General features: G+C 63.3%; 26 protein-coding genes. 10 read left to right on the top strand and 16 right to left on the bottom strand.

Annotated features, from left to right (window positions below; all coding sequences use genetic code 11):
• Window positions 1-154: 154 nt before the first annotated feature.
• From ACYQ1Z_RS17715 to ACYQ1Z_RS17695, 5 genes are all read right to left on the bottom strand, one after another.
• Window positions 155-853 carry an AlbA family DNA-binding domain-containing protein gene (locus tag ACYQ1Z_RS17715; RefSeq protein WP_459793859.1) on the bottom strand — a complete coding sequence of 233 codons (699 nt, stop codon included), beginning with the start codon at window positions 851-853 and terminating at the stop codon, window positions 155-157.
• A gap of 64 nt (window positions 854-917) precedes the next feature.
• Complete coding sequence (locus ACYQ1Z_RS17710; RefSeq protein WP_459793930.1) at window positions 918-2,843, bottom strand: GmrSD restriction endonuclease domain-containing protein; 1,926 nt, start codon at window positions 2,841-2,843, stop codon at window positions 918-920.
• Window positions 2,844-3,129: 286 nt separating this feature from the next.
• Window positions 3,130-4,698, bottom strand: coding sequence for an endonuclease NucS domain-containing protein (locus tag ACYQ1Z_RS17705; protein ID WP_459793858.1), 1,569 nt, complete (start codon window positions 4,696-4,698; stop codon window positions 3,130-3,132).
• A gap of 146 nt (window positions 4,699-4,844) precedes the next feature.
• A complete protein-coding gene (locus ACYQ1Z_RS17700) occupies window positions 4,845-5,330 on the bottom strand; it encodes a GNAT family N-acetyltransferase (RefSeq protein WP_459793929.1) in 486 nt (161 codons plus the stop codon).
• A 5-nt stretch (window positions 5,331-5,335) separates the two neighbouring features.
• Window positions 5,336-6,205 (bottom strand): ribokinase, encoded by an 870-nt coding sequence (locus ACYQ1Z_RS17695; protein WP_459793857.1) that lies wholly within the window; start codon window positions 6,203-6,205, stop codon window positions 5,336-5,338.
• 147 nt (window positions 6,206-6,352) lie between these two features.
• Between ACYQ1Z_RS17695 and ACYQ1Z_RS17690 the strand changes: the two genes are divergently transcribed.
• On the top strand, window positions 6,353-7,798 hold the full coding sequence (locus tag ACYQ1Z_RS17690; protein WP_459793856.1) for an MFS transporter: 1,446 nt from the start codon (window positions 6,353-6,355) through the stop codon (window positions 7,796-7,798).
• Between the two features lie 29 nt (window positions 7,799-7,827).
• Window positions 7,828-8,808 (top strand): nucleoside hydrolase, encoded by a 981-nt coding sequence (locus ACYQ1Z_RS17685; protein ID WP_459793855.1) that lies wholly within the window; start codon window positions 7,828-7,830, stop codon window positions 8,806-8,808.
• Window positions 8,809-8,823: 15 nt separating this feature from the next.
• Here the strand turns inward: ACYQ1Z_RS17685 and ACYQ1Z_RS17680 are convergent, their stop codons facing one another.
• Window positions 8,824-9,075: a hypothetical protein gene (locus ACYQ1Z_RS17680; RefSeq protein WP_459793854.1), complete on the bottom strand. Its 252-nt coding sequence runs from the start codon at window positions 9,073-9,075 to the stop codon at window positions 8,824-8,826.
• A gap of 453 nt (window positions 9,076-9,528) precedes the next feature.
• Here ACYQ1Z_RS17680 and ACYQ1Z_RS17675 point away from each other — a divergent pair, with 453 nt between their 5' ends.
• The 4 genes from ACYQ1Z_RS17675 to ACYQ1Z_RS17660 are packed head-to-tail and all read left to right on the top strand — an operon-like array spanning window position 9,529 to window position 11,616.
• Complete coding sequence (locus ACYQ1Z_RS17675; protein WP_459793853.1) at window positions 9,529-9,753, top strand: hypothetical protein; 225 nt, start codon at window positions 9,529-9,531, stop codon at window positions 9,751-9,753.
• A 55-nt stretch (window positions 9,754-9,808) separates the two neighbouring features.
• The gene (locus ACYQ1Z_RS17670; protein ID WP_459793852.1) at window positions 9,809-10,546 is read left to right on the top strand and encodes a mycothiol-dependent nitroreductase Rv2466c family protein; all 738 of its coding nucleotides are present in this window, start codon (window positions 9,809-9,811) and stop codon (window positions 10,544-10,546) included.
• 35 nt (window positions 10,547-10,581) lie between these two features.
• On the top strand, window positions 10,582-11,082 hold the full coding sequence (locus tag ACYQ1Z_RS17665; protein ID WP_459793851.1) for an SRPBCC family protein: 501 nt from the start codon (window positions 10,582-10,584) through the stop codon (window positions 11,080-11,082).
• A gap of 54 nt (window positions 11,083-11,136) precedes the next feature.
• Entirely contained in the window at window positions 11,137-11,616 is a 480-nt protein-coding gene (locus ACYQ1Z_RS17660) for a nucleoside deaminase (RefSeq protein WP_459793850.1), read from the top strand.
• 77 nt (window positions 11,617-11,693) lie between these two features.
• Here ACYQ1Z_RS17660 and ACYQ1Z_RS17655 read toward each other — a convergent pair whose 3' ends face one another.
• Entirely contained in the window at window positions 11,694-12,464 is a 771-nt protein-coding gene (locus tag ACYQ1Z_RS17655) for a haloacid dehalogenase type II (protein WP_459793849.1), read from the bottom strand.
• Window positions 12,465-12,508: 44 nt separating this feature from the next.
• On the opposite strand from ACYQ1Z_RS17655, the gene ACYQ1Z_RS17650 reads away from it, so the two are divergent.
• Window positions 12,509-13,129: a flavin reductase family protein gene (locus ACYQ1Z_RS17650; protein ID WP_459793848.1), complete on the top strand. Its 621-nt coding sequence runs from the start codon at window positions 12,509-12,511 to the stop codon at window positions 13,127-13,129.
• Between the two features lie 95 nt (window positions 13,130-13,224).
• Here the strand turns inward: ACYQ1Z_RS17650 and ACYQ1Z_RS17645 are convergent, their stop codons facing one another.
• Genes ACYQ1Z_RS17645 through ACYQ1Z_RS17635 form a run of 3 tightly spaced genes read right to left on the bottom strand, consistent with a single transcriptional unit; the run spans window position 13,225 to window position 15,428 of the window.
• Window positions 13,225-13,350 (bottom strand): hypothetical protein, encoded by a 126-nt coding sequence (locus tag ACYQ1Z_RS17645; protein WP_459793847.1) that lies wholly within the window; start codon window positions 13,348-13,350, stop codon window positions 13,225-13,227.
• Window positions 13,350-14,597, bottom strand: a complete 1,248-nt coding sequence (locus tag ACYQ1Z_RS17640) for an SLC13 family permease (protein ID WP_459793846.1) — start codon at window positions 14,595-14,597, stop codon at window positions 13,350-13,352. The genes ACYQ1Z_RS17645 and ACYQ1Z_RS17640 overlap by 1 nt, the downstream gene beginning before the upstream one ends.
• Window positions 14,598-14,609: 12 nt before the next feature.
• Window positions 14,610-15,428, bottom strand: a complete 819-nt coding sequence (locus ACYQ1Z_RS17635; RefSeq protein ID WP_459793845.1) for a maleate cis-trans isomerase family protein — start codon at window positions 15,426-15,428, stop codon at window positions 14,610-14,612.
• Between the two features lie 172 nt (window positions 15,429-15,600).
• On the opposite strand from ACYQ1Z_RS17635, the gene ACYQ1Z_RS17630 reads away from it, so the two are divergent.
• Window positions 15,601-16,401, top strand: a complete 801-nt coding sequence (locus ACYQ1Z_RS17630) for an IclR family transcriptional regulator (RefSeq protein ID WP_459793844.1) — start codon at window positions 15,601-15,603, stop codon at window positions 16,399-16,401.
• A 152-nt stretch (window positions 16,402-16,553) separates the two neighbouring features.
• Window positions 16,554-16,865 (top strand): hypothetical protein, encoded by a 312-nt coding sequence (locus tag ACYQ1Z_RS17625; RefSeq protein WP_459793843.1) that lies wholly within the window; start codon window positions 16,554-16,556, stop codon window positions 16,863-16,865.
• Window positions 16,866-16,960: 95 nt separating this feature from the next.
• On the opposite strand, the gene ACYQ1Z_RS17620 is transcribed toward ACYQ1Z_RS17625, so the two are convergent.
• Window positions 16,961-18,178: an MFS transporter gene (locus ACYQ1Z_RS17620; RefSeq protein ID WP_459793842.1), complete on the bottom strand. Its 1,218-nt coding sequence runs from the start codon at window positions 18,176-18,178 to the stop codon at window positions 16,961-16,963.
• A gap of 269 nt (window positions 18,179-18,447) precedes the next feature.
• On the opposite strand from ACYQ1Z_RS17620, the gene ACYQ1Z_RS17615 reads away from it, so the two are divergent.
• On the top strand, window positions 18,448-19,707 hold the full coding sequence (locus ACYQ1Z_RS17615) for a S8 family serine peptidase (RefSeq protein ID WP_459793841.1): 1,260 nt from the start codon (window positions 18,448-18,450) through the stop codon (window positions 19,705-19,707).
• Window positions 19,708-19,810: 103 nt separating this feature from the next.
• Here the strand turns inward: ACYQ1Z_RS17615 and ACYQ1Z_RS17610 are convergent, their stop codons facing one another.
• The 5 genes from ACYQ1Z_RS17610 to ACYQ1Z_RS17590 form a co-directional block, all read right to left on the bottom strand.
• Complete coding sequence (locus tag ACYQ1Z_RS17610) at window positions 19,811-20,536, bottom strand: hemerythrin domain-containing protein (RefSeq protein WP_459793840.1); 726 nt, start codon at window positions 20,534-20,536, stop codon at window positions 19,811-19,813.
• 118 nt (window positions 20,537-20,654) lie between these two features.
• A complete protein-coding gene (locus tag ACYQ1Z_RS17605) occupies window positions 20,655-21,080 on the bottom strand; it encodes a hypothetical protein (RefSeq protein WP_459793839.1) in 426 nt (141 codons plus the stop codon).
• 36 nt (window positions 21,081-21,116) lie between these two features.
• A complete protein-coding gene (locus ACYQ1Z_RS17600; protein ID WP_459793838.1) occupies window positions 21,117-21,899 on the bottom strand; it encodes a GntR family transcriptional regulator in 783 nt (260 codons plus the stop codon).
• A 202-nt stretch (window positions 21,900-22,101) separates the two neighbouring features.
• Window positions 22,102-22,407, bottom strand: a complete 306-nt coding sequence (locus tag ACYQ1Z_RS17595; protein ID WP_459793837.1) for a hypothetical protein — start codon at window positions 22,405-22,407, stop codon at window positions 22,102-22,104.
• Between the two features lie 682 nt (window positions 22,408-23,089).
• Window positions 23,090-23,636: FG-GAP repeat domain-containing protein (locus tag ACYQ1Z_RS17590; protein WP_459793836.1), on the bottom strand; the 547-nt coding region annotated here is incomplete at its 5' end.

Raw genomic sequence — 23,636 nt, 5'->3', positions numbered from 1 at the left:
TGATGTTACTCGATGAGCAGCTTTCAGCGACGGTACTAGCCGTATGGCCAGGTGCCCGAGTCCTCAAACGCCAGGTATAGGAGAGAGCAGCTGGAGACTGACGTGTAGAAAGCTTAGTGGGGCCTCATAACTGCCAACACTTCACCCTATGCGTTCAGCTTGTCAAAGCTAGAACGTGGCTGTAGAAGGAAGGCAGATCAAGGCTGTCAGTACGCGGTCCATTTCTAACGAAAAATTCGAACTGTTGATTCTTTTCCTTGCGAACAAAACTGCGTGCTCCCCTTGGCATCACTTCGACGTGAAAGACTGGGAAAGAATCTATCTGCACCATGGTTGTTCGCAGATAAGATTGAATTTGTGTACCTTCGTGAAAACGTCCACTGATCAAAGAACCGAAGTGGAGTTGCCACTTGTCCAAGTTCCAGTTCCTCAGTTGGAGGTCCAGTTGCACGCCATTGCACGCACGCCCGGCATCGTTCACTCCCACCAGGAGATCGCCACCATCGCCGTTTAGAAACGCGCAGATTGTCTTAAGAAGCTCGCCCGGCAGGGCGAGTAGCTCGACACATCGGCCTTCTCTTTCCCATTCACGCATAGAACAGAGCATTGAGCTCTTAAACTCTACAGAAGGACCTTCTCCACGTTCTAGTAGCTGGCGGACGTGGCTGGCAGGATCCGTTGTCAGATTCGCGGGTCGAAGCACCCTCAAAGTTGAGAACTCGCCTTCTAAGTGATTCGGTGCCAGTTCTAGCCTCAGTTGCTCCACAAATTGGGCTACGCTAAGGGCTGCAACTAGTTTACTCTCTTCGTCGAATTGCAAGAGTCGCGAAAGCTCCTGTATGGAAGTCTCCACGCCAGAAGAATAGGCCTTAGCAATAATGGAAGCTAGGGCCGGCGAGAAGTCTATAGCCAGCGAATCAGAGGGAGACACTGCATCTCGAAACTAAGTCTGTTGCGATCAAAGTGGCCCGATCCTCCCAAAATGCCTTCGGATTTGGCTCTTCGTCGGTAAGAATCCGAAACCCATTCTCAGAAACAAAGTGACTGTCAAGTCGCTTTTTCGCCACCGCGTATTCAACTTCGACGTTCGCCAACGCCTGACCGGGAACCATGGCGCGCCAGGAGTTGTTGCTCTCGCGAGTCAAGGGTGTCATGTTGGCAACAGAACGTACGTAATCGAATTCAGCGCGATTGGGATCTAGGACCTCTCCAAGAGCTCCGTGTTGGTTGTTGGCACACCATGCTCGAGGATAGATGTGATGTAGCTCCACGGGTTTAGCGCTGGGATAGGAGATCTGGGTGCCAGGTTCCAAGAGGTCTGTTGTAGGCATAGTCCTGACTGGAAGACTGAGTGCCCTCCCCAATGCGCCTGCGGGCTTGGCTTGGAGCGCCCGCTGGTAGATATCTTCAAAAGTCGGCGCCGGCCCGACACTTCTTGAAAGTTGATCGTTCGCTTCAGATGCCCAGGCGTTCGCCGTTGGCGCCTTAGCACGTCGAAATAGTATTTCTTTTAGAGTTTTAAGGTCTGCTGCGCTCTGGCTAAGGAATCCTTGATCATATCGGCCGTTGAGTGAATTTCGCCAAAAAAATGCACGGTAGAGAGCGTTGAGCTCATCTTCAGACCACTGTTGACTATAGCGGCTGTCGTGATCCATGTACCATCTTAGTGCACAATACATTGCCATCGTAACTGGGTACGGGCACTCGGATAGTGGAAAGTAGGCACCGCTTACACACTTCTGAAAATCACCAATGTAGCTTGCTAGAGTCGAGCTTTCAGCGACTATGTTTTTCCAAAACTCGGTAGGGGTGGCTAATAAATCACTGGCTTTCAACGCAGCGATTCGCATTTGAGTCTTCGCACCTCCCACTTGCCTTGGGGCAGGTTTTCCTGCGTCATCCATGACGAGATAACATGCAGTGGCTGTTTGCGCTATAATTTCTGGTCTATTCGTTCTCGAAGCCCAGCCGAAGGCTCCCTCGAGCTGCCCCAGGTCATCTATCCAATCACGCAAAAGGATAGGGTCCTCTTCTTTGCTGGTATCGCTATTCAGCCAGCTGTGAAGAAGATCGACGGTGGAGACTTTAGTGCCAGTGGTGTTCAAAGTTTCGAATATCTCGCAAATTTCGCCGAGATTATAATCTGGTGGAACGATATATACGGCTAGAACCGTTTCGTTGATGCCTTCAAAGGCCTGCTTGAGTATTGAGTTTCGTTGCTCAAGTTCGTCATCATTTGGCAGTAACCCATCTGCGTAATTCGATGGATTTTTTATCTCTTGAAGATAACTCATCCATTGCCCCATGAGCCCATCGTGCTGATCACTAGCCAACGGGAAGAGGCCAGCGCCCACACAAACACTCAGCTGGTCGTATTTGTTTGCCTTAACTTGCGGTTCCCGGATGTAACGTACTCTTTCTGACACATCGGACTGCGTCACATCCAAGAAGTAGCGTCCTGAGAATTTGCGCCGGGAATCGCTGGCTCGGAGACCTCCAAAAGCCATGGCAAGCGCTGTAGAGCGCTGTCTACCGTCGAGCACCGCATAATACTTGTTTGGTCTAGCTTTTTCGTCGTTTGCGAGACTAACCATTTTGGAGGAACCGTTTTGACTGTCGCTCAAGGAAGCGGGTACGAGCGTGAGACCGCCATCCTGAGGCTGCTCCCAAAGCGTGGCCATGCCAATAGGGCGAGCTTCAATGACTGAGAGTACCAAGCTCGTGACATCTGCCTCTGACCACACAAAATCGCGTTGGAAGGACGGGATCAGCCAGGTATTGGAGCGAAGACGGTCCAGGAGGTCCGCAATACCAATAGATTCGACTACAAGTTTCCCCATCATGTCCTCCACGTGATTCCGATTACACGTGGAACAATACTCAGTTTCGTGAGGCAAGTGTCATCTAGACACGACTTTAGGGTTGAGTAATATCATGAGCCCACGACCGCCCTGCCTGGGAAGCATCACGATCTATCCCGCTCTTTTTTGGAAGGTTGAACACGTCAAGATTACGCACTACAGGCGGAGTGTCTTGACTCACAGTTACGAATACGTCTTCCCGATGGCCTGCTGAAAAACTACCGTCCAGCGACCCTGAGCGCTACATGTGGACTAGTAGGCCAACCCGTCACGCAGTTGTACTGCCGCCGCCTGGCCATACCCTCTTACTGTCCAGGCGATCTACTAAGTCGTGTAGCTGAGTTTGATACGTGCCTAGGAAGTTCTCCAAGCGGCCAATACCGGTAAGGACAGGGTTTCCCTCAGAGTCCTTGGCGAACGGCACACGGACGAGTACGCCATCGTGTGCGATTAGTAGTGCGCCGCCGAGGTAACGGTTGGAGAACTCAACAACAACATATGTAAGTCCCCACTTTTTCATAAGTCTCTGGTCTATGTCCCAAACGGAGCCGGTGACGCGTGCCATTGCCCATTCGTCGTCGCGGGGATAAGCCTCACGAAACAATGCGGTTACATCACGTTGCTTGCCGTCCCAGCTTAGAAACCCGAGCAGCTCCCGGTGATGGGGCATGGGGGCGTCGACGACTGCTTCCAGCCGGGGGAAGATTCGCGCAATCAGGTCAGGTCTTTGTCTTGCGTGGACTAGGCATGAAATGAAATCGGCGGGGTTATAGAGATGGAAGACGATGTCGAATTCAGATGCGTCGACCGCTCGTTCAGCAAGCCACTCCGGAAGAATCTCCTGCCAACCGGGAGCGCCGATCAATCCCTTGCTAGTCTGGGAAAGGAATTTCGTCCAGTGCGGCTTATTCAGGGGACGAGATCGGAGTTGCAACCGAACTTGCCCGTCACCTGCATCGCCTGAAATCATACGCAACAATTGTTCGTCGCTATAAAGGTCTTCCTGTGCCGTAAAAGCACCTTCACGCAGGAGGATCGACGCCCTCCAGCCATATTGTTCAGTTAGGGCCACAAATTTTTCAGGGTGCGAGCCGCTCCAGCCCTCATATTGTGCTAGCGACAACTCACACAGCGCGGCATACTCAACGTGGCAACCCTCGGGTGCTTCTACGCTGTCTTCAGGGATTTCCCAGTGGTCGAGGTGATGTGTTCGTGGGTCATTCCGAGACATGCGGCCGAGAGCGATGTACAAGATGATCGCGGCTCTTGACGAGTCACGCAGTACTACGCCGAGCACGTCGTCGCAGCCGACTTGTCTGAGGCGTGATACGACATCCATCCAGATATCTTCGAGCCCGCGAGGGTCAGATATGGAGATGAGACCCTGCACCGGTGTCAGACCGCGCTCCGTGACAGGTACAAGCGGCTCAATAATTTTGATGTCTTCTGGCGTAAGCCTGTCTGACTTTAATCCAAGTTGAATTCCTGTTAGCTGGTAATCACATCGGGCATGCCAATGTGAAAACGGCACTAGGAGTTCATTCCAGTCTGTTGATATGATCATGGCTCTGATCTCCCGCAGGGGAACACCTCTGGACCGGCTTAGAAGCTCTACGTACTTCGATATTTCGTGAAGCGCCTGTCGTGATGCCTGTCGGCTTCTCTTGAGCTCTATCACTACGAAGGTTCCGGCACTATCGCGCGCTAAGAGGTCGATATATCCATAGGAGCCATCTTGATTCTCCAATCTGTAATTTTTAGCGATAAGTACAAGTCCGCGCTCGATGAAGGCAATGTCTGCAGCTAGCAAATCTCTAATTTGGTCTTCGTGAACCACTTGATATGCCTTCCGCTTTGTGATGTTAGAACCTCTATCAGAACGCAGTAATAGGGGCAAGCCGCAACGAGCTTGATCGTCAGGACCCTCACCCTTGGATGGGTTCGCGCGGGCTCGACCTGAGGGTGTTCAGGTGGTTCTCAGCCCTACAGCTCCAGCATGAACACCCACAGCAGCACGTCCTCGCCCGGCACGTACCAGTCACGCTCCGGCGCCCGCCGGAAGCCGAGTGACTCATAAAGCCCGTGGGCTCGCTCCATGAACGTGGCGCTGGTGATGCTGATCGACCCGATGCCGGGCAACTGCCGCGCGTGCTCCACGATCTCGCGCACCACCGCCCGCCCCACGCCGCCGCCCTGGTGCGCCGGGTCCACCGCCAGCATCCGGAATTCCAGTTCCCCGTCCCGGGCGATCTCACTGTACGGCTGGCCGGCGAGGGTCAGGGTCACCGCCGCCACCACCTTCCCGGCAGCCTCCGCCACCCACACCTGCGCATGCTTGGCGCGGTGCTCGACATCCTCCAGAACGTCCATGTACGGATGGTCGGCGGCAAAATGGCCTGCCCGCAGGTAGGCATCGCGGGTGATGCGTCGGACCTCCGGGAAGTCCTCCGTCACCGCCCGCCGGAACAGAAAAGTCACGAGGAAGCGCCCGAAGTAGCAGCGGTCCGCTCCACATAGTGGCTCAGCTGTGCCAAATCCGGCTGGGACGAAGGATCACCCACGGCATCTCCACCAACGGCATTCGCCACGGCCAGCGCCCGCGAATAGTCCAGCCCGCTCCGCAGTGCCAGGACCAGGGCAGCGCAGAACGCGTCGCCCGCACCCACGGTGTTCGCCACCGCCACCGCAGCAGAGGGAGCCCCGGCCACCTTCCGGCCGCGCTCGAACATCGCCGAGCCGTCCTTGCCGTACGTCACCGCCACCAGCTTCGCCTCCGCCAGGGCCGGGATCAGCGCGTACTCGCTCTCGTTCACGATCACCAGGTCGCACCGGTCCAGCAGTTCCGCTGGCAGGTCCATGGCCGGCGCCGCGTTCAGCACAAAGACGCCGGTCGCCTTCCGGGCCGCCTCCAGCACTACGTCCAGGCCCACCTCCAGTTGGCACAGCACCGTGTCCTCGGGGCCGAACTCCACCCCGTCCAGCGACAGGTGCGCGTTGGCGCCCGGGCACACGACGATCTGGTTCTCGCCGTCGCGGTCCACCACGATCAGCGCCGTCCCGGTCGGCTGGGGGAGGACAGCGACGTCGGAGGTGTCTACGCCGGCGGCGGCCAGGGCGTCCAGCATCCGCTGCCCGGCCGCGTCATGACCGACGGCCCCGACCATCCGGGCGCTGCCGCCCAGCCGTGCCGCGGCCGCGGCCTGGTTGGGGCCCTTGCCGCCGGGCTGCTCGGACAGGGCGGCACCGCCGACGGTTTCGCCCGCCGTCGGAAGCCGTTCGGCGGTGGCGATCAGGTCCAGGTTGATGCTGCCGACAACGGTGACGGCAGGACGTGTTGTGTTCATGGGAAAACTCTCTCAGGGGAGGGCCGGAAGCGGCCGGGCTTTCGAAAAAGTCTAGCGCATGGTTGTACTTGTGAGTCATACATGGTTGTATAACAACTCGAACCGCCCCGATAGGCGATCCCTTCTGCTCGAACAAAGGAGTTTGATGTGAACACCCCGACCCCCGCCGCAGCCGCGCCTCCCGCGGAAGGAGGCGCCGCCGTCGTACTTCCCGACGACGACGCGGCCAAGCTCTCCGGCCGCCGCGCCGCCCTGCTGATCTCCACACTGCTGCTGGGCGTGTTGTCCTTCCAGCTGAATGCCAGCATGGTCACCCCCGCGCTGCCGCAGATCGCCGCGAGCTTCGGCGAAAGCGCGGACAGCGCCGCCCCCGTCCAGTCCATGTTCTTCCTGGCCGGCGCCATCGCCGGGCCCGTGATCGGCCGGTGGAGCGACTTCATCGGCCGCCGCGCCGCGCTGCTGCTGGTCCTGGGCATCATGGGCGCCGGCACCATCCTCTGCATCGCCGCGCCCACCCTGCCGCTGCTCGTCACCGGCCGGTTCCTGCAGGGCGTCTCCAGCGCCGTGTTCGCGCTCGCCTACATCGTGCTCAGCGAGAACCTGCAGGCCAAGGTCTTCGGCACCTCCGTGGGCATCATCGCCGCCATCAATGGGGGAGTGGGCGGCGTGGACGGCTACGTGGGCGGGCTCATGGCCGAGACCCTCGGCTTCCGGTCCATCTTCGTCGTCGTGCTCGTCCTCACCGCCGTCGCCGCTCTCTGCATTTTCCGCCTGGTGCCCGCCGGACGCCCTTCCGGGGTGCGCGGTGCCATGGACTGGTGGGGCGCCGGCTCCCTCTCGCTGTTCCTGGTGTTCCTGACATACTTCGTGTCCGACGGTTCAGCCGCCGGCTGGACCTCGCCCACCGCCCTGGCCCTGCTGGGCGGAACCGTTTTGTCCTTCGCGGGATTCTGGGTCATCGAGAAGCGCCGCAGCCACCCGCTCATCGCCGTGCACCACCTGCGCTCCCGCCAGGTGTGGCCGGTCATCGCCACCACCGTCCTCACCCTGGCCGGCATCTTCGCGGTCATCAACTTCACCGTGGTGCTGCTCAGTCAGGATTCCGACGGCGGCTTCGGGCTTTCCGCCTCCATCTCGGCTTTGCTGTTCCTCACCCCCGCCGCGCTGATTGGTGTCTTTGCCGCACCGTTGGCCGGGTGGCTGGCCGACCGGCGCGGGTGGGTTAAGACCTTGCGTTTAGGGACGTCGCTGAGCCTGGCGTGCGCCGTGGTTGCCGCTGTGTTTTCTTCCAGCCCTGTGGCGGTGTTTGTTGCCGTTGCCTGCCTGGGGATCTTCTACAACGGCTTCTTCCTGACCGCCATCAACGGGCTCTCGGTGCTTCTGTCCCCCAAGGAGGCCCCGGCGACGCTGCCCGGCATCAACGGAGCCTCGTTCGGGATCGGGGCGAGCCTCGGCGTCGTGCTGGTGGCGCCGTTCGCCGCGCAGTCCACCGCCGCCGGATACGCCACCGCCCTCTGGATCTCGGTGGGCATCACCGCCGCCGCGTTCATCGTCAGCCTCTTCGTCGCCGCCCCCAAGGGCGAGACCGTCTAACCCCTCTATCTGTTGCGAAGGAACCTATTGTGACTGCCCCCGTTTACCTCGACTGCGACACCGGCATCGACGACGCCCTCGCCCTGGCCTACCTCCTCGCCTCTCCGCTTGCTTCCGTGGTGGGGATTGGGACGGTGAGCGGGAATGTGAGTGCCGCGGTTGGGGCCCGGAATACCCTTGATCTGCTTTCGTTGGCCGGGGCAGCTTCTGTGCCGGTGGCCGTTGGCGCACACGATCCTTTGGTTGGATCCTTTGGCGGCGGGTCGCCGTGGGTGCACGGGGAGAACGGTGTTGGGGAGGTTGCGCTGGCGCCTTCTGCCGCTTCTGTTGTTGCGGAGTCAGCAGCGGAGATGCTGGTGCGGCTGGCTCACTCTTATCCCGGTGCGTTGCGGGTGGTGGCGATCGGGCCGCTGACGAACCTTGCCGAGGCGTTGCGGCTGGAGCCTGCGCTGCCGTCGTTGGTGGGGTCGGTGACCGTGATGGGCGGGGCGGCCCTGGCGCCGGGGAACATCACGCCCGTAGCCGAGGCGAACATCTGGCACGACCCCGAGGCCGCCGCCCTGGTGCTGGGTGCCGACTGGGACGTGACCCTGGTGCCGCTGGATGTGACCATGACGTCGGTCTTGGAGGAGTCGCACCGGCAGGTTCTGCTTTCTGCTGCGGGGGCAGTGCCGCGGGCGCTGGGGGAGATGCTGGGCTACTACTTCCGGTTCTACGAGGGCATCTACGGCCGGCCCTGCTCCGCCATGCACGATCCGCTGGCGGCGGCGCTCGCCGTGGGCGCTGTTTCACCGGCTCTGGCACCCGTGGTGCGCGCCGCAGTCGACACCTCTGACGGGCCCGGCCGCGGACAAACCGTGTGCGACATGCGCGGGCTGTACGCGGGGTACCCGGAGGTGAAGGGTGCGCGGTGCCGGGTAGTGCTCTCGCTGGAGGAGGACTTCGCCCCGCACCTGGTGGGGACGCTCCTGTCCCCGGTGGTTGAGCCTGTCGAAACCCTGGTTGGCTAAGGCTGGATAACAGCACTACTGGGTGAAGCGAGACAGGGGATTCTGGTCTTTCGCACTCGCGCTCAATTCGTCAAAAAATCGCTTGATGTAGCCGGCAGCGATCAGAAGCAAGCCCAACGCTATGCCACTAAAGAATGCAAACCCGTCCGCTAAGCCGATGGCCCCTGTTGGCACAAACAGCATGACGGTAAGGAAGCATAAGATGCTGCCGGTACCGATGAGAACGTCATCGACCGGTCTTACGGATGCTTCTGCCTCTGTTTTCATTTCTGTACCTAAGCACAGGCCACATGAAGACTAGACGGCTTAGGGGGACGTGACATGGGGCGACGAGGCGGGAGGAGCCATCAGTAAGCGGTAATCCATCCTCCGCTTAAGAACGGAGACCTTCGGACTGGGGAAACCCCCGTCACGTAACTCCCGTGCCTTCCATTGGGCACGTGTAGCCCTTTTAAAGGACTCGATATAGCGCCGCCTCGCTTGGTACAGCACGCGCTCAGCTTCCTGCATCGCCTTGTATCCATCCAGCACATCTGACGCGAGCTTTAGCTCCATTTCGGTGCGCTGCTGGCTCTTCTGCCGAAGGAATTCCATGGGGTCATGGCTAGTCATGCCTCATCGTACCGATCCGGAAGTCGGAGCGGACAGTGGCAGCGCAGCTGAATTTAACCCGACATCCCGCTGGCGGCGGCGCTCGCTGTTCGTGCTGCTAAGCCGGCCTTGGCACCCGTGGTGCGCGCCGCCGTCGACACCTCATCCGGGCCCAGCCGCGGGCAGACCGTGTGCGACATGCGCGGCCTGTACGCGGGGTACCCGGCGGTTAAGGGCGCCCGGTGCCGGGTGGTCCTCTCCCTCGAGGAGGACTTCGCCCCGCACCTCGTGGAGACCCTGTTGGCGCATTTTGAAGGCACGACGGCGGCGCTCGCCTCAGCCGCATCCATTTAGGCCGGAGGTCGGAATCGATTAGGCGTGCATCCGCACCCGGTGTAAAGCTGGACGGGTGGAAGCCGACATCAACTTCTATTTCGACCCGGTCTGCCCTTTTGCCTGGATGACGAGCAAGTGGGTGCGTATGGTGCAGGCACAGCGCGCCTACAGCGTGGACTGGCGGTTCATCTCGTTGCGGCAGATCAACGCCAGTGTGGACTATGACGCCCATTTCCCGCCTGAGTACGAGGCCGGACACACGGCCGGGCTCCGCCTTCTGCGCGTGGCGGCCAAAGCCCGCGCAGAGCATGGGCGCGAATCGATTGCGCGGCTGTATGAGGCATTCGGGACACACATCTTCGAAGCCGCCCCGGACACGCTCAACCGGCCTACCGAGCGCGCGGTGCGAGAGCAGCGCGGGACGCGCGGGTTCGTGGAGCCGATCCTCGCCGAGGCCGGCCTGCCCCTCTCCCTGGCGGAAGCCCTGGACGACGAGTGCTGGGACCGGGAAATCCGGCAGGAGACGGATGAGGCGCTGGCGCTGACGGGCAAGGATGTGGGCACGCCGATCATCCATTTCGAGCCGCCCGCCGGCGTGGCCTTCTTCGGGCCCGTGATCAGCCGGCTGCCGGACGAAGAGTCGGCCGCCGAGCTGTGGGACCATGTGGTGGGGCTGTCACGCTTCCCGGGGTTCGCCGAGCTCAAGCGAAGCCTGCGTGAGCAGCCGCAGCTGCCGGCCTTCGGAGTCACCGCCGGTACCGTCGGCCGGCAGGAGGACTGGCACGGCGGTAGCCGGCGGCAGAAGAAGTGACCCTCGGTAAAAAGGTGGCCAGTAAGGATGGAACCATGAACCAGAACAGCACCCGCCAGTACCAGGAGTCCGTTACGGTCCAGGCATCCGCCGAGACGATTTACGACCTAGTCTCCGACATCACCCGGACCGGCGAGTGGAGCCCGGTGTGCACATCGTGCTGGTGGGATGACGAGAACACCGCCGGCCAAGTCGGTGCCTGGTTCACCGGGCGCAACGAACTGCCCACCCGGACCTGGGAGACGCGCTCGCAGGTGGTGGCCGCCGAACGCGGCCGCGAGTTCGCCTGGGTGGTGGGCGGCAAGTTCGTCCGCTGGGGCTTCACCATGGCTCCGGCTCACGCCGGGACATTGCTGACCGAGTCTTGGGAATTCCTCCCGGACGGCCTAGCCATGTTCGGGGAGAAGTTCGGTGACGACGCCCCCGCCCAGATCGCGGACCGCACCCAGCAGGCGCTCCACGGCATCCCGGTAACGCTCGCCGCGATCAAGCAGATCGCCGAGTCCATCGCCGCGCAGCAGGAAGTCCGGTCCTAGGACTGGAACTGCTGCCTCACCGAAAGGGACATAGCCGCGTGCAACAATGGCGCGATGACCCACGAGCAGCATCGATCCGCCGTGCCGGAACCAGACAGCACTGACCTCCCCGCCTTCGAAGCCGCCTACCAGGCCGCCCGAAGAGGCTTGGCCGAGGGCGGCATCCCCATTGGAGCGGCGATCGCCCGTGAAGGCGTGGTGATTGCGAGCGGGCACAACGAACGCGTCCAACGGGCCGATCCGATCGCACACGGAGAAATGTCCGCGCTCCGCGCCGCCGGCCGGCAGAGGAGCTACCGGGACACCACGCTGTACACCACGCTCGCCCCGTGCGCCATGTGTGCAGGAACCATCATCCAGTTCAAAATCCCCCGCGTTGTCGTAGGGGAAGCACGCACGTTCGACGGCGAACTGGAGCTTCTTCGGTCACGGGGGGTTGAGGTGGTGGTTCTGGATGATCAGCGCTGCGTGGACATGATGCGCACCTTCCAGGCTGACAACCCGGACTTGTGGGCGGAGGACATTGCCGAGTAGGCATGCTGGACGCCTCCTCAGGTGACGATCAACGCGGCGAAGGCAAAAGGGGCGACTTCAGCGCCTGGATCACGCCCTCATGCGCGTGACGTTGTCGCCCCGCCGGTCCCGAGCAGCTCCGCCAATTCCGTGATGCTGGACGCCACGAGGTCCCAATCACCTTCGAGGGCCAGGTCCGCCACCTGGCTGAGGCCGTGTTCGGTGGGGCGGGCCACGAACGCCGTGGCGAGCCCGGAGCCACGGGCAGCCTGCAGGTCGTTGTTGTGGGCCGCCGCGAGCATCACCTCACCGGGCTCCAGGTCCAGGAACTCCGCCGTCCGGAGGTACGCCTCGGGCAACGGTTTGTAGGTGCGCGTCATGTCCGAACCGATGATCACATCCCACGGCAGGCCGACGTGCCTGGCCATGTCCAGCAACAGTGAGGTGTTGCCATTGGAAAGCGGCCCCACAATGTAGTGGCGGCGGATGTTTGCCAGGCCCTCCACGCTGTCCGGCCACGGCGGCAGCCGGTGCCAGGACTTGTTCAGCTCCGCCAGGATCCCGCTGGGTAACCGTTCCGGGTCGATATCGAAATGGCGCAGCGCCTGGTCGAGGTTTTCGCGGTGCAACGTGTCCAGCTTGGTGAAGCCGCGCTTTCCGGAGCGGATGGCTTCCATCGCCGGCTGGTAGAGGGCCCGCCACTGGTCGGCGAACGCCTCGGCGTCGAGCCTATGCCCGTGTGCCGCGGCGAAAGCTGCTGCCTCGCGTGCCACGCCGGTGCGCCAGTCCACCACGGTTCCGAAGGTGTCAAACAGGACGGCCCGAACAGGCCGCCCGGTGGATGGTGAACGGTACGGCTGGAATCCCATGCTTTGTGTCCTTTCCTGGCTGCCGCGCCGGTTAGTCTGGCAGCATGCGAACTGATTTCAGTCCCACGGCGACGTCCGCCCGCGATTTCTATCGGCTGCTCACCGCGGTGGTGGTGCCCCGGCCCATCGCGTGGATTTCAAGCGTCTCTCCGGAGGGCACTGACAACCTGGCCCCCCACTCCTTCTTCACCGTAGCCTCAACCAACCCGCCCATCGTGCAGTTCACGTCGGTGGGCGAAAAGGATTCGCTCCGCAACATCACCGCGTCCGGGGAATTCGTGGTCAACCTGGCCCCGGCTGCACTCCTGGAAGAGGTCAACGCCACCGGCACCAACTTCCCGCCGGAGACCAGCGAGTTCGACGCCGCCGGCCTGACCCGGGAGCCTAGCCTGACCGTAGCAGCGCCGCGCGTCAAGGAATCACCGGTGGCGCTTGAATGCCGCCTCCATTCCGTGCTGCCCATGGGGGACTCCACCTTGGTCTTCGGCGAAGTGACGCATGCCGCCGTGAGCGATGCCGTGCTCGACGGCAGCCACCCCCGCATCGACCTGCTGGAGCCGCTGGCCCGGCTGGGGCTGGACGAGTGGGGCACCCTCGGGGACATCCAGGACCTGACCCGGATCCGGCTGAAGGACTGGCCGGGCCATTTCCAGCCCAAGGTCTAAGTCCAGCCGGCCCGCGTTACCCGGCTAAGGGAGCTGCCGGGGAACCGGAAAAGGGACGTCCGGTGGACGTCCCTTTTCCTTCATGCCTGGTGCTCTTAGCCGAGGCCGAGCTGGACGAAGAGGAACCAGACGAGGAGCGGCACCACACCGATCATCGCGATGGCCCACAGCAGCAGGGCACGGAAGAACATCCGCTCGTCCTTCGGCTGAGCGCTTGCCATCAGCAGCGCCCCGCTGGTGGACATGGGCTGACATCAACCACCGAGGAGCTGATGGCGATGGCCGTGACCACTCCCACCGGGGTGAGCAGCGGGTCCATGGCGATCGGCTCAATCACCGGGCTGATGACACCCAGGGTTCCGGTGGTGGAGGCGAAGGCTGAAACAATGGCGACCACGTAGCTTGCAATCAGCGCGGCGAGCGAACTGTTGCCCAGGCCCGCGATGCCTTCCTGGAGTTCCTTCAGGGCACCCATTTTCTCCAGCATGCCCACATAGGTGACGATGCCGGTCACCAGGATGATGGCCGACCACGGCATGCTTTCCACCGCCGGCTTCTGCACGCTGGAGTCCAGGCAGATCAGGACCGCGGCGATGACCAGGGAGGCAACTCCCACATCAAGCCCCAGGACGGTGGTGAGCACCAGGAGGGAGGCGATGCCCACCAGCGTGAGGATGCGCATCGGGGTTGCGGCCACCTTCTCCGGGCGGGTCCGGGTTCCGGCGGACACAGTAGTCTGTGCCGGTGCGGTGAGCACGGCCGTGCCGGCGCCGCCGGGACCTGAAACGCTGCTCCCTGAGGGTGCGTCAGCGCCGCCGTCGTTCTTAAGGGCGTCACCGCCGGCGACGCCTGCCTTGGCTGCGCGGCGCTTCATGATGGCCTGCACCAGGACGTAGGCGATGACGGCCAGGATGGCGTTGAAGATGAAGCAGTACGCGTAGAGCCTGAACGAACCGTCCGATGCGCCGGCGCCGTCCAGCATCTTGTTGCCGAGGACACCGAAGGGGTTGACCGGGGAGAAGGCGCCGGCGTTGGCGCCCTGGACGATCACAAGGCCCATGGCCAGGGTGCTGATGCCGAACCGCGTGCCCAGCGCCAGGCCCACCGGGGCGACGATGGCGATGGCGGCGGGCGTGAAGGCGCCGGCGGAAGCCAGGGCTGCCGTCAGCAGGAACATCAGGATGGGGACCAGGATTTTCCGGTCGCCGGCGAGCCGTTCAGCCCAGTAGGCCAGCAGGTCTATGGTGCCGTTGATCCGGACGATGGCGAACAGCAGGGTAGCGCCCACCAGGATGAAGAAGAGCCCTGCGGGGAATTGTCCGATGACGTCCTTGACGGACATGCCGGCGACGAGCGTGCCCACGCCGAACGCGGCGACGGTGGCCAGCAGTCCGGCGTTGATCTTGGTGAAGGAACCGACGGCGAAGGCCGCCACCAGCACCAGGAACGCGATGAGTGACAGCGACATAATGCCAACCGCCTACGCGTTCGCCGGGGTGAGGACGCCGGCGCCGGACAGCAGGCTGCCCGCGCCGGTGATGGCGGGCTGGTGGCCGAGGGCCTTGAGGATTTCGTAGGTGGTGGCCGTGGCCGCGGTGATGACGGGGAGTCCCAGCTCGTCCTCCACCGCCTGGACGGCGGCGAGTGACGGCATCTGGACACAGGCGGACAGGACGACGGCGTCTGCGCCTTCGCGCTTCAGGCTGCGGGCGAGTGCGGGCAGGTTCTGCGGGTCAAGGCAGCCGACTTCGAGGTTGTCCGCAACTTCCAGGCTGATGGCGTCCAGCACCGTGATGCCGGAACCTTCGATGTATTCCACCACCATCTGGGTCAGCGGCTTCATGTAGGGGGTGATCATGGCGACCTTCCGGGCGCCGATCTCGTGGAGGGTGCGGACGAGGGCGCCGGCGCTGCTGGTGACCGGGGCGGGGTGTCCGTTGCCGGCGGCGGCATCGGCGATGACCTTCTCGGAGCCCTCGTGGGCTTCAGGGCCCTGGGCCATAACGGCCACCAGGCAGGCGTAGGCAATGACGTCCACGTCGGCGTCGGAGACAGCTTCGGCGCACTGGGCTGCCTTGCCCACCATGGCCAGCAGTTCTTCCTTGGTGACCTTCTTCATGCCGGCGCGGGCGGAGTGGAAGGTGTACTTGTGGCCGGTTGCCTCGGCCTGCCGGCGGAACAGTTCCGGCAGCTCGGTCTCCATGGTGGTGTTGGAGCTGGGGACGATCAGTCCGACGCGGCTCGCGCCGGGGCGCTTGGGCTCGGGGGCGGTTTCACAGGTGATTGCGGGGGTGCTCATGGATTCTCCACGTCGTTGTGATAGGGATACATTGGGGATAAACCCGTACAGTGGGTTCTGATCCCATGATGTGGGTCACTGCTGCGGGATGTCAAATGGATCACACGGTGGCCCGGTGTCCGGCTCACTATGCTGGAGGCTGCTTGCGGAAATGATGGAAAGGGTTTGAGCGGTGGTTAAGGAAGCCGGGGCCGGGGCTTCGCCCCTGTTGGTCCTGCACAAGGTGGCGGAGATCCTGGACTGTTTCTCGGTGGCGGAGCCCGAGCCGACGCTGCAGCAGATCATCCGCAAGACCGGCCTGCCGTCCAGCACCTGCCAGCGCCTGGTCCAGAACATGCTCCGTGAGGGGTTCCTTGACCGCGACGGCGACCGGTACCGGATCGGCATCGGGCTGGTCCGCTGGGCCACCCCGGGAACGTTCGGACTGGACGTGGTCCGGCTGGTGAAGCCGGTCCTGCAGCAGCTACGGGACGAGACCGGCGAAACAGCCTGCCTGTATGTCCGGGACGGGGCCTTCCGCACGATCGTTGCGGTGGCCGAGACGCGGCACGTAGTGATGCGGCCGTTCATGGTGGGCATGGTCATGCCGCTCCACGCAGGCGCGCCCGGCAAGATCTTCCTGGCGTTCGACCCCGGCGCCTGGGATGCCTTGGACGAGCACGGGCTTGAAGGTTTTACGCCGGATACACCGGTATCCGTTGAGACCCTCCGGGAGCAGGCGGCTGTTGCCCGCGAGCAGGGCTGGTTCGCAGCTTTCGGGGAACGCAACCAGGATGTGGGTTCCATCAGCGCGCCGGTGTTCGACCATGCCGGGCGGTTAGCGTGCGCCGTGGGCCTGGGGTTCCCAACCCAGCGGATCGGTCCTGCCGATGTTGAGCGGCTGGGGCCGGTGGTGGCCCGTGCGGGACTGGAAGCCAGCCGCGCACTGGGATACGACAGCAGCCAGGCGGCCGGAATGAACACGGCAGAGTAGGCAAGCCGGACCAAAACTCCGGGGCCGCGACGGCTGCAAACTGCCTCTTGCGGGCGTCGTGCAAGCGCAGAATGGCCTCACTGGCGGGGTTCTATGTCCTCTCCGCCGTGGAAATAGGGCCTCGTCGAAGCCCTATTTTCCAGGAGATATCCATGAACGGTAAGCGTGTGGCCGCCTCATCTGCGGCTGCAACATTGGTGGCGCTTTTTGCGGGCGCCGTTCCGGCATCGGCCGATATTGCCAATGAGAATGCTGCCTGCACGGGGCTTGGCATTTCGGACCACGCCGTCTCGGACGGGCCCGGCGCCGTCCGGGAAATCGTTGTTGAGATCAAGGCTGCTGCCGAAGCCGCTGGCCTCGACAATTCGGGCCAGGTTGTGAGCCGGTTCGCGAAAGTCCACGCCGGTACGCACGTCCCGGGGTGCGAGGACGCTATTGGGGAGATCCTAAAAGCCGGGCAATGATCCCTGGCTGATCTGATTCGCTGTTCCCCGGGAAATTGCTGATTACGCCGGTGCGTTGCCCGGCCCGTCATTAGTGACGGGCCGGGCAACCGCCTTTAGTTCGCGTGTTCCGGGGTCCGGGTGGCGGCGATGGCGTGCGGTACCGCCACCAGGGCCAGCACCGCGAGGGCGCCGGCAGCCGCGAAGACGTAGAAGCCCCACGGGTAGGCAATGCCGGCCGCCACCAGGCCGCCGGTCACGGCAGGTCCGGCGATGGCGCCCACGCGGCCCACGCCGGCAGCGAATCCGAGGGCTGTTGCGCGCAGCCGGGCCGGGAAGAGCTGGCTGACCCAGGCGTACACGAGCACCTGGGAGCTGAACACGAAGACGCCGGTGACGAAGACGAGGGCGTTGAGCAGGAACGCGTTGTCAACCTTGATGCTGAGGAGCGCCAGGCAGGCCGCGGAGAGGCCGAACCAGACCAGGACGATGGGCTTCGTGCCATGCTTATCGGCGAGGATGCCGGCGATGATGAGGCCCGCGACGGCGCCGAGGTTCAGCACCAGGAGCAGCGAAAGGCCCGCGCTGACCGGGTAGCCGGCGGATGCCATGAGCTGGGGGAGCCACGTGTTCAGGCCGTAGACCAGGAGCAGCCCCATGAAGGAGGCGGCCGCGATTGCCACGGCGACCAGTGGATAGGGCTTCTTCGCCAGGTCCCGGAAGCCGGTCTGCTCCTGCTTCCGGGCCGTCTCCGCAGCGGGCAGGGTTTCCGGCAGCTTGAACCACAGGAACGGCAGCAGGACGAGGCCTGCAAGACCGCCGACGACGAACATGGTGCGCCAGTCCGGAATGACCATCAAAGCCAGGAACGCAGTTGCCACAGCGCCGACGTGATAGCCGGTCATGGTCCGGGTGGTGGACTTGCCGGCGGATCCCGCCGGCGCATAGTCGTTCATGTAGGCGAGGGCGACCGGAAGGCAGGCCCCCAGTCCCACCCCGGCCAGGAAGCGGAAGACGCCGAACACGGCCACGTTGGGCGCCCACGCCACGGCGAGGGTGAAAACCGAGAACCAGAACACGCAGGCAACCATCAGTTTCCGCCGCCCAAAGCGGTCCGACAGCGGAGCGATGAACAGCGCCCCGGCGCCGACGCCGACGAGGGAAATGGTCGCGACCAAGGTCGCGCCAACGGCGTCGAAGCCAAGCTCGCCGGTCTTGATGAGCGTGGGAATGACGGTGCCGAGCACCACCAGGTCAAAGCCGTCCAGAACCATGGCCAGCCAGCAAAGCCAAACAGGCCAGCGCGATGCGCGGGAAGCGGGAGAAGTCGTCATGTAATCCTCATTGATCAGGAAAGAAGCAGGAACGGCGCCGACTGGGAGTTGCATCACCCGGCGGAGTGATGCACGACATTCGTTCGGCTTATGAGGATACTCCTCATGTTCACTAAACGCACTTCGGTTCGGCATGCGAACTGCACTGTTGTCAGTTGCGCCTACAGGTGAGTACGACGACGGCACTCGCCAACGCTTTTCCGGTCATCAGAACATGAGGGGGATTTGCCCCTACCCATCCCCGGACACGGGAGCGCAAGATGGCTCCCATGAGAAAACTCTTCCTCGCCGGCCTAACCGCAGCCGTCATGAGCCTTGGCGCCATCACGGTCTCGGTCCCGGGCAACGCTGCCCCCGAGCCGTCCTTCGTCGCCGGACAAATCATGGTCAAGTTCCGCGACAGCAGGGCCGCGGCCGGAGTGCTGCGTGCGCATGGGTTGAGCGATGGGCCTGACATCGGCAACACCGGTGCCCATCTCATCTCCGTGCCCGCGGGCAGGGAGCTCCAGCTCATCGAGGCGCTCGGCCGCAACCCTGCCGTTGAGTACGCCGAACCGGACAATGTCGTCACTGCGGCTGGCACTGACACCTACTTCGACCGCCAGTACGCGCTGCAGAACACCGGGCAGCCGTTCACTAACACCAGGGGCGACATCACGGTTGCCGCGGGCACGGCGGATGCCGACGTGGACGCCGTCGAAGCGTGGAAAGTGACCACAGGCAGCGGCACAATCGTTGCAGTGCTGGACTCCGGGGTGGCCACGGACAACCCCGACATCAACCCAAAGGTCGACCTGCGCCAGAACTTCACCACATCGAGGAACAACGAGGACAATTACGGCCACGGCACACATGTTGCGGGCATCATTGCCGCCACCAAGGACAACTCGGCCGGTGTTGCCGGCGTCTGCCCCGGGTGCCGGATCTTGGCAGGCAAAGTCCTCTCCGACAGCGGCTTCGGATCAAGCTCCGGCCTGGCCAACGGCATCAACTGGGCTGTCAACAACGGAGCAAAGGTCATCAACATGAGCCTCGTGGTGGGCGCAACGGCCACACTCCAAACGGCAGTCAACAATGCCTGGAACGCCCCCAATGGCGGGGTAGTGCTCGTTGCGGCGGCTGGCAACAGCGGAGGTACGGGGATGATGTACCCGGCCGCGTATTCGAACGTGATCGCAGTGGGCGCAACCGACAACAAGGACGCCAAGGCCTCGTTCTCCACCTTCGGCAAAGATTGGGTGGACGTGGCAGCGCCTGGAGTGGCCGTCTACTCGACCTTCCCGAACCACCGGTTCACCCTGGCACGGGAATACAACCGCTCCCAGGGGTACGACATCGGCAACGGAACCTCGATGGCTTCGCCGATCGTCGCGGCGGTTGCGGCCTTGGTCTGGAGTACTAGCCCTGGCGCCACACCAAGCTCAGTGCGTGCCAAGGTCGAATTAAACAGCGAGAAGAAGGTGGGACAACAGGACGATTGGGCCTATGGCCGCGTCAACGCCTGCAGGGCCGTTGGCGGAGGTTGCTGAGGGCCGGCCCAACTTCGGCAAGGCCCCGCACCCAAAGGAAGCGCCGCCGTCGTCCTCTTCTTTGAAGGACGACGGCGGCGCTCCTGCGCGTGCGCAACTAGCCTTAGAGCGTCTCGGGGATCGGCCGGCCAGGGAACAGCGTGGCGTACTGCTTCCGGTACATCCGGCGCCCGACGAGCTTGTAGGCAAGCCGGACCGGCGGCGGGATCTCCTTGAACAGTTCCTTCCGGTCCGCGGGCGGGTTCGTGGCCAGGACCATGCCGAGGTAGGCGACCATGAACTTCTTGTCGAACTGGTCGATCCCGTGCTTGCCCACCCCTTCCATCTCCTTCTGGTCCATGATCCGGTCCACCACGGGCATCACCTCGGTAACCTCGCGGCGCAGGTGCAGGTTGAGGACAGCCTTCAGGTCCTCGTAGCGCCCGGCAAGATCCGCGCCCGTCTCCGGGTCCGCCGACTCCATCCAGCGCAGCCGGACCGGTTCAATGGCCTCCAGGCGCTGGGTGACCTGCCGGTGCTGCTCAAGCATCTGCCCCACATGAAGGGCACACGCCGGCGCCCGCTGCTCCAGCTGCGGGTACATCAGCAGGTCCTCGCCCTCGTGGTGGACGTGGAGCACCTTGTCGAAGTTCCCCAGCACCTCGCCCACATAGGCAGCGCGGGCGGTGTCTCCCGGCGCCACAGAACGCACCAAGCCGGGTGCCTCCTCATACGCCCAGAGGAAGAAGCGGTGGATGCGGCGCATGGCGGCCGTCCCGGTGCACAGGACGGGCCCGGGCGGCAGCGGTGCCGCGGTCTCGCCGGGCTGCATGGTGAAGAAGTCGGTCATCTGAAGGCCCCTTTGCTCGTCATGCGAGACCAGGCCCTCTCCCCGCGAGCATCGTACGCCCGGGGTTCTTCCGGGCACAATGGCGCCGTTGGACAAGGAACGATGTCGACCGCTGCTATCAAATGTTGGCGCGACTAAGAGTGACCACGTAGCGGTCGTCCCCCTCAATGCCGTCTCCTGCCACCGATCCAAGGTTGAGGTATTGGATCTCGACTCGGTAGGTGCCAGGGGGCACCTGCACGGAGCCGCCGCTAAGCCCGTTGTCCGTTGGTCCTGAGACCTGCACGACGCCGCTCGGAACATCCAGGATTCCTTGGGCCCTTTTGTCCACACTTCCCGGAAGGGATCGTTCAGAGTCCATGCGGACAAGGACGGGTGCATAGAAATTGCGCATGGTGCCTACAGCGATATACCGCTCACCCTGAACGAACATGGATCTGACCGTCTCATCCGTCCATCTCTCGCCAAGGTCTTCGAAACTGGCGGTCGCGTCGAAGACGAGGAATTGGTTGAAGTCGGTGAAGATGTTGAACTCCGCTTCCATCCCATCTCCGTTCTCCTCCGGCAGTTCACGTACGCATCAGGACTGGAACTGCTGCATCACCGACAGGTGCCCGGCGCGCGCCGACACCAGGCACTTGGCCAGGTAGAACGGCCTGTTGCCGTGCCGGACGTACTGGGTAAGCACCAGCACCGGGTCCGAGGGGCGCAGGTCCAGCAGCTTCGCCCGGCTGGGCCCCACCTGGCTGAGGCTGATCTGGCACTCGCCCGGCCCGGCCAGCCTGCCCAGCTGCTTGTTGAGCGCGGCAAGCAAGGTGGCGCCGCCGTCGTCGTCCATTTCCAGCGGCGCGGCGGCGCCCTTGCCGGCGCTGACCGGCTGGGCGGTGACGTTTTCCTGCAGGTGGGCGATGGCCTCGCCGTCGCGGATCAGGACCGATTCCCAGAGCCAGCAGTCCGTGCCGGGCTCGACGCCGATGCCCGGCGCGACGAACTCCGACGCCGCCTGCCGGACCACCTGGGTGCGCTTGACCTCCACCCGCTGCCCGGGGGAGCCGAGGACGTCCTCGAACGGCTGGATGCGTTCGATGCCGATGCGGGGGAGCGTGTCCGAGACGAAACGTCCGACGCCGCGCCTCGCCCTGATCAGCCCGTCCTCCTCAAGCAGCATGAGGGCTTCGCGGACCACGGTGCGGCTGACTTTCATGTCCGTGCCGAGTTCGGTTTCGGTGGGGATCATGGAGCCGGGCGTGAGGAGGCCGTTGCGGATGGCTTCGGCGATCCGCGAGTACACCGCGACGCGCAGGGGAGCGCCCGGCTGGGCGGCCACCGGCTGGGACAGGAACCGGGCGGCGTCCTGGTGCACGTTCTTGCCTCGCTCTTAGATTGGTTTCTCCGGAATTACAGCCTAGAACACATAGCACTTGTTTGTTGGACAACCAGCCTTGACGTGGTGGTGCTGATACTGCATGGGAAGAGCCCCGGCCGGTGGCCGGGGCTCTCCGTGGGATCGGACAAAGGAGAGGCAGCTACGTGTGCTGCGGCTCGTTCCTCACCGCCCGCGCCAACTAGTTGTTGAGAATGCGGACCGGACCGGTCGCGGTATCGCAGACGGTGACTGCTTCACCGGTGGCGTCTACTGCTTCGCCGAGAACCGCGATGGAGCCGATGTCCGCGACATCGCAGAGAGTTGCTGCGACACTGGCGGCTACATTCACGTCAACGGCATCCTCGACGGTGATGTCGCCGACGGTGACACTCACAAGGCCATCATTAAGTGTGTTGTTGTCTGCGGCCGGGGAAGGCCCTGCAACGGCGCCCATCAGGAACAGGCTTCCAGCGGCTGCGGCGGTGGCTTTCTTCAGAACTGACATAGTTTCGCTCCCTTGATATCGGCCCTCGTACCCCTTTCCGGCAGTCCATGATTAGCTCGTGGGCTGCTGGATGCCGTATTGGTGCATGGCGCAGGGGACCGGACGTCTCTGTGGTTGCTTCTTCTGACATCCGCCGGTTCGGCGGGGGAAGGCGGTTCAACCGGCTCGGCGCCCAAATGTCGCTTTAGTCGAGGCGGGCAATAGGCCTTGGAATAGGCCCGGCGTTGAACATCTGTATTGCACTTCCATCAACAACACTAAAGGTAAGTATGCTTAGCAGTCAACGGCAGCGGCAGCATTTTTTCCAAACGAAACGCGACCAGCGACGCCGCCGCCCCGCCCGCCGCGGCAACCGCGATCAGCCTACCGCCACCACGGTGGTCAGCGCAGCGATGGCCGTAGCCCGCTGACCCGGCCGGCGCGCAGGATTCCGGACAGGTTCGACGGCGGCCCGCCTCATCGTGCGGAACTCGGCGTCGCGCCCGCCGCGTCGTCCTGGACGACGGCGCCCGCTGCTCCAGCTGCGGATACCCGCGAGCATCGTGCGCCCGGGGTCCACCCGGCACAATGACATCTTCGGTCAACGCACGACGGCGGCACTTGCCAGTCGCCGGGCGTCCCCTTTATGCGTCGGCATCGTGGGCGAGGATTGCCGCCCATGCTGACGGGGCCCCACCCTGCGTCAGCTGATGGCGGTCATGACGTTCCAACCCGGGCCGACTTCGATGCGCCAGCCGAACAGTCCGTTGCCGGTTCCGGGGTAGGTCCAGAGGGTGCCGTTGGAGTCGCGGGCGGTGAGGTCGGGTTTGCCGTCGCTGGTGAGGTCGCCGGCGGCGCTGATGGCGGTCATGACGTTCCAGCCGTCGCCGACTTTGATGCGCCAGCCGAAGAGGCCGTTGCCGGTTCCGGGGTAGGTCCAGAGGGTGCCGTTGGTGTCCCGGGCGGTGAGGTCGGGTTTGCCGTCGCTGGTGAGGTCGCCTGCGGCGCTGATGGCGGTCATGACGTTCCAGCCCGGGCCGACTTCGATGCGCCAGCCGAAGAGGCCGTTGCCTTGGCCGGGGTAGGTCCAGAGGGTGCCGTTGGTGTCCCTGGCGATGAGGTCCGGTTTGCCGTCACCGGTAAGGTCGCCGGCGGCGCTGATGGCGGTCATGACGTTCCAGCCCGGGCCGACTTCGATGCGCCAGCCGAAGAGGCCGTTGCCTTGGCCGGGGTAGGTCCAGAGGGTGCCG

Source organism: Arthrobacter sp. AD-310 (assembly GCF_054656615.1).
The sequence above is the reverse complement of the archived record's forward strand: the minus strand, read 5'-3'. Positions and strand labels throughout refer to the sequence as shown.

Bases quoted from the DNA above. Each gene is read 5' to 3' on its own strand.
- ACYQ1Z_RS17710 (WP_459793930.1), bottom strand. From the start codon at position 2,843: ATGATGGGGAAACTTGTAGTCGAATCTATTGGTATTGCGGACCTCCTG.
- ACYQ1Z_RS17695 (WP_459793857.1), bottom strand. From the start codon at position 6,205: ATGAACACAACACGTCCTGCCGTCACCGTTGTCGGCAGCATCAACCTG.
- ACYQ1Z_RS17680 (WP_459793854.1), bottom strand. From the start codon at position 9,075: ATGAAAACAGAGGCAGAAGCATCCGTAAGACCGGTCGATGACGTTCTC.
- ACYQ1Z_RS17665 (WP_459793851.1), top strand. From the start codon at position 10,582: ATGAACCAGAACAGCACCCGCCAGTACCAGGAGTCCGTTACGGTCCAG.
- ACYQ1Z_RS17660 (WP_459793850.1), top strand. From the start codon at position 11,137: ATGACCCACGAGCAGCATCGATCCGCCGTGCCGGAACCAGACAGCACT.
- ACYQ1Z_RS17655 (WP_459793849.1), bottom strand. From the start codon at position 12,464: ATGGGATTCCAGCCGTACCGTTCACCATCCACCGGGCGGCCTGTTCGG.
- ACYQ1Z_RS17650 (WP_459793848.1), top strand. From the start codon at position 12,509: ATGCGAACTGATTTCAGTCCCACGGCGACGTCCGCCCGCGATTTCTAT.
- ACYQ1Z_RS17645 (WP_459793847.1), bottom strand. From the start codon at position 13,350: ATGGCAAGCGCTCAGCCGAAGGACGAGCGGATGTTCTTCCGTGCCCTG.
- ACYQ1Z_RS17640 (WP_459793846.1), bottom strand. From the start codon at position 14,597: ATGTCGCTGTCACTCATCGCGTTCCTGGTGCTGGTGGCGGCCTTCGCC.
- ACYQ1Z_RS17635 (WP_459793845.1), bottom strand. From the start codon at position 15,428: ATGAGCACCCCCGCAATCACCTGTGAAACCGCCCCCGAGCCCAAGCGC.
- ACYQ1Z_RS17625 (WP_459793843.1), top strand. From the start codon at position 16,554: ATGAACGGTAAGCGTGTGGCCGCCTCATCTGCGGCTGCAACATTGGTG.
- ACYQ1Z_RS17620 (WP_459793842.1), bottom strand. From the start codon at position 18,178: ATGACGACTTCTCCCGCTTCCCGCGCATCGCGCTGGCCTGTTTGGCTT.
- ACYQ1Z_RS17615 (WP_459793841.1), top strand. From the start codon at position 18,448: ATGAGAAAACTCTTCCTCGCCGGCCTAACCGCAGCCGTCATGAGCCTT.
- ACYQ1Z_RS17610 (WP_459793840.1), bottom strand. From the start codon at position 20,536: ATGACCGACTTCTTCACCATGCAGCCCGGCGAGACCGCGGCACCGCTG.
- ACYQ1Z_RS17605 (WP_459793839.1), bottom strand. From the start codon at position 21,080: ATGGAAGCGGAGTTCAACATCTTCACCGACTTCAACCAATTCCTCGTC.
- ACYQ1Z_RS17595 (WP_459793837.1), bottom strand. From the start codon at position 22,407: ATGTCAGTTCTGAAGAAAGCCACCGCCGCAGCCGCTGGAAGCCTGTTC.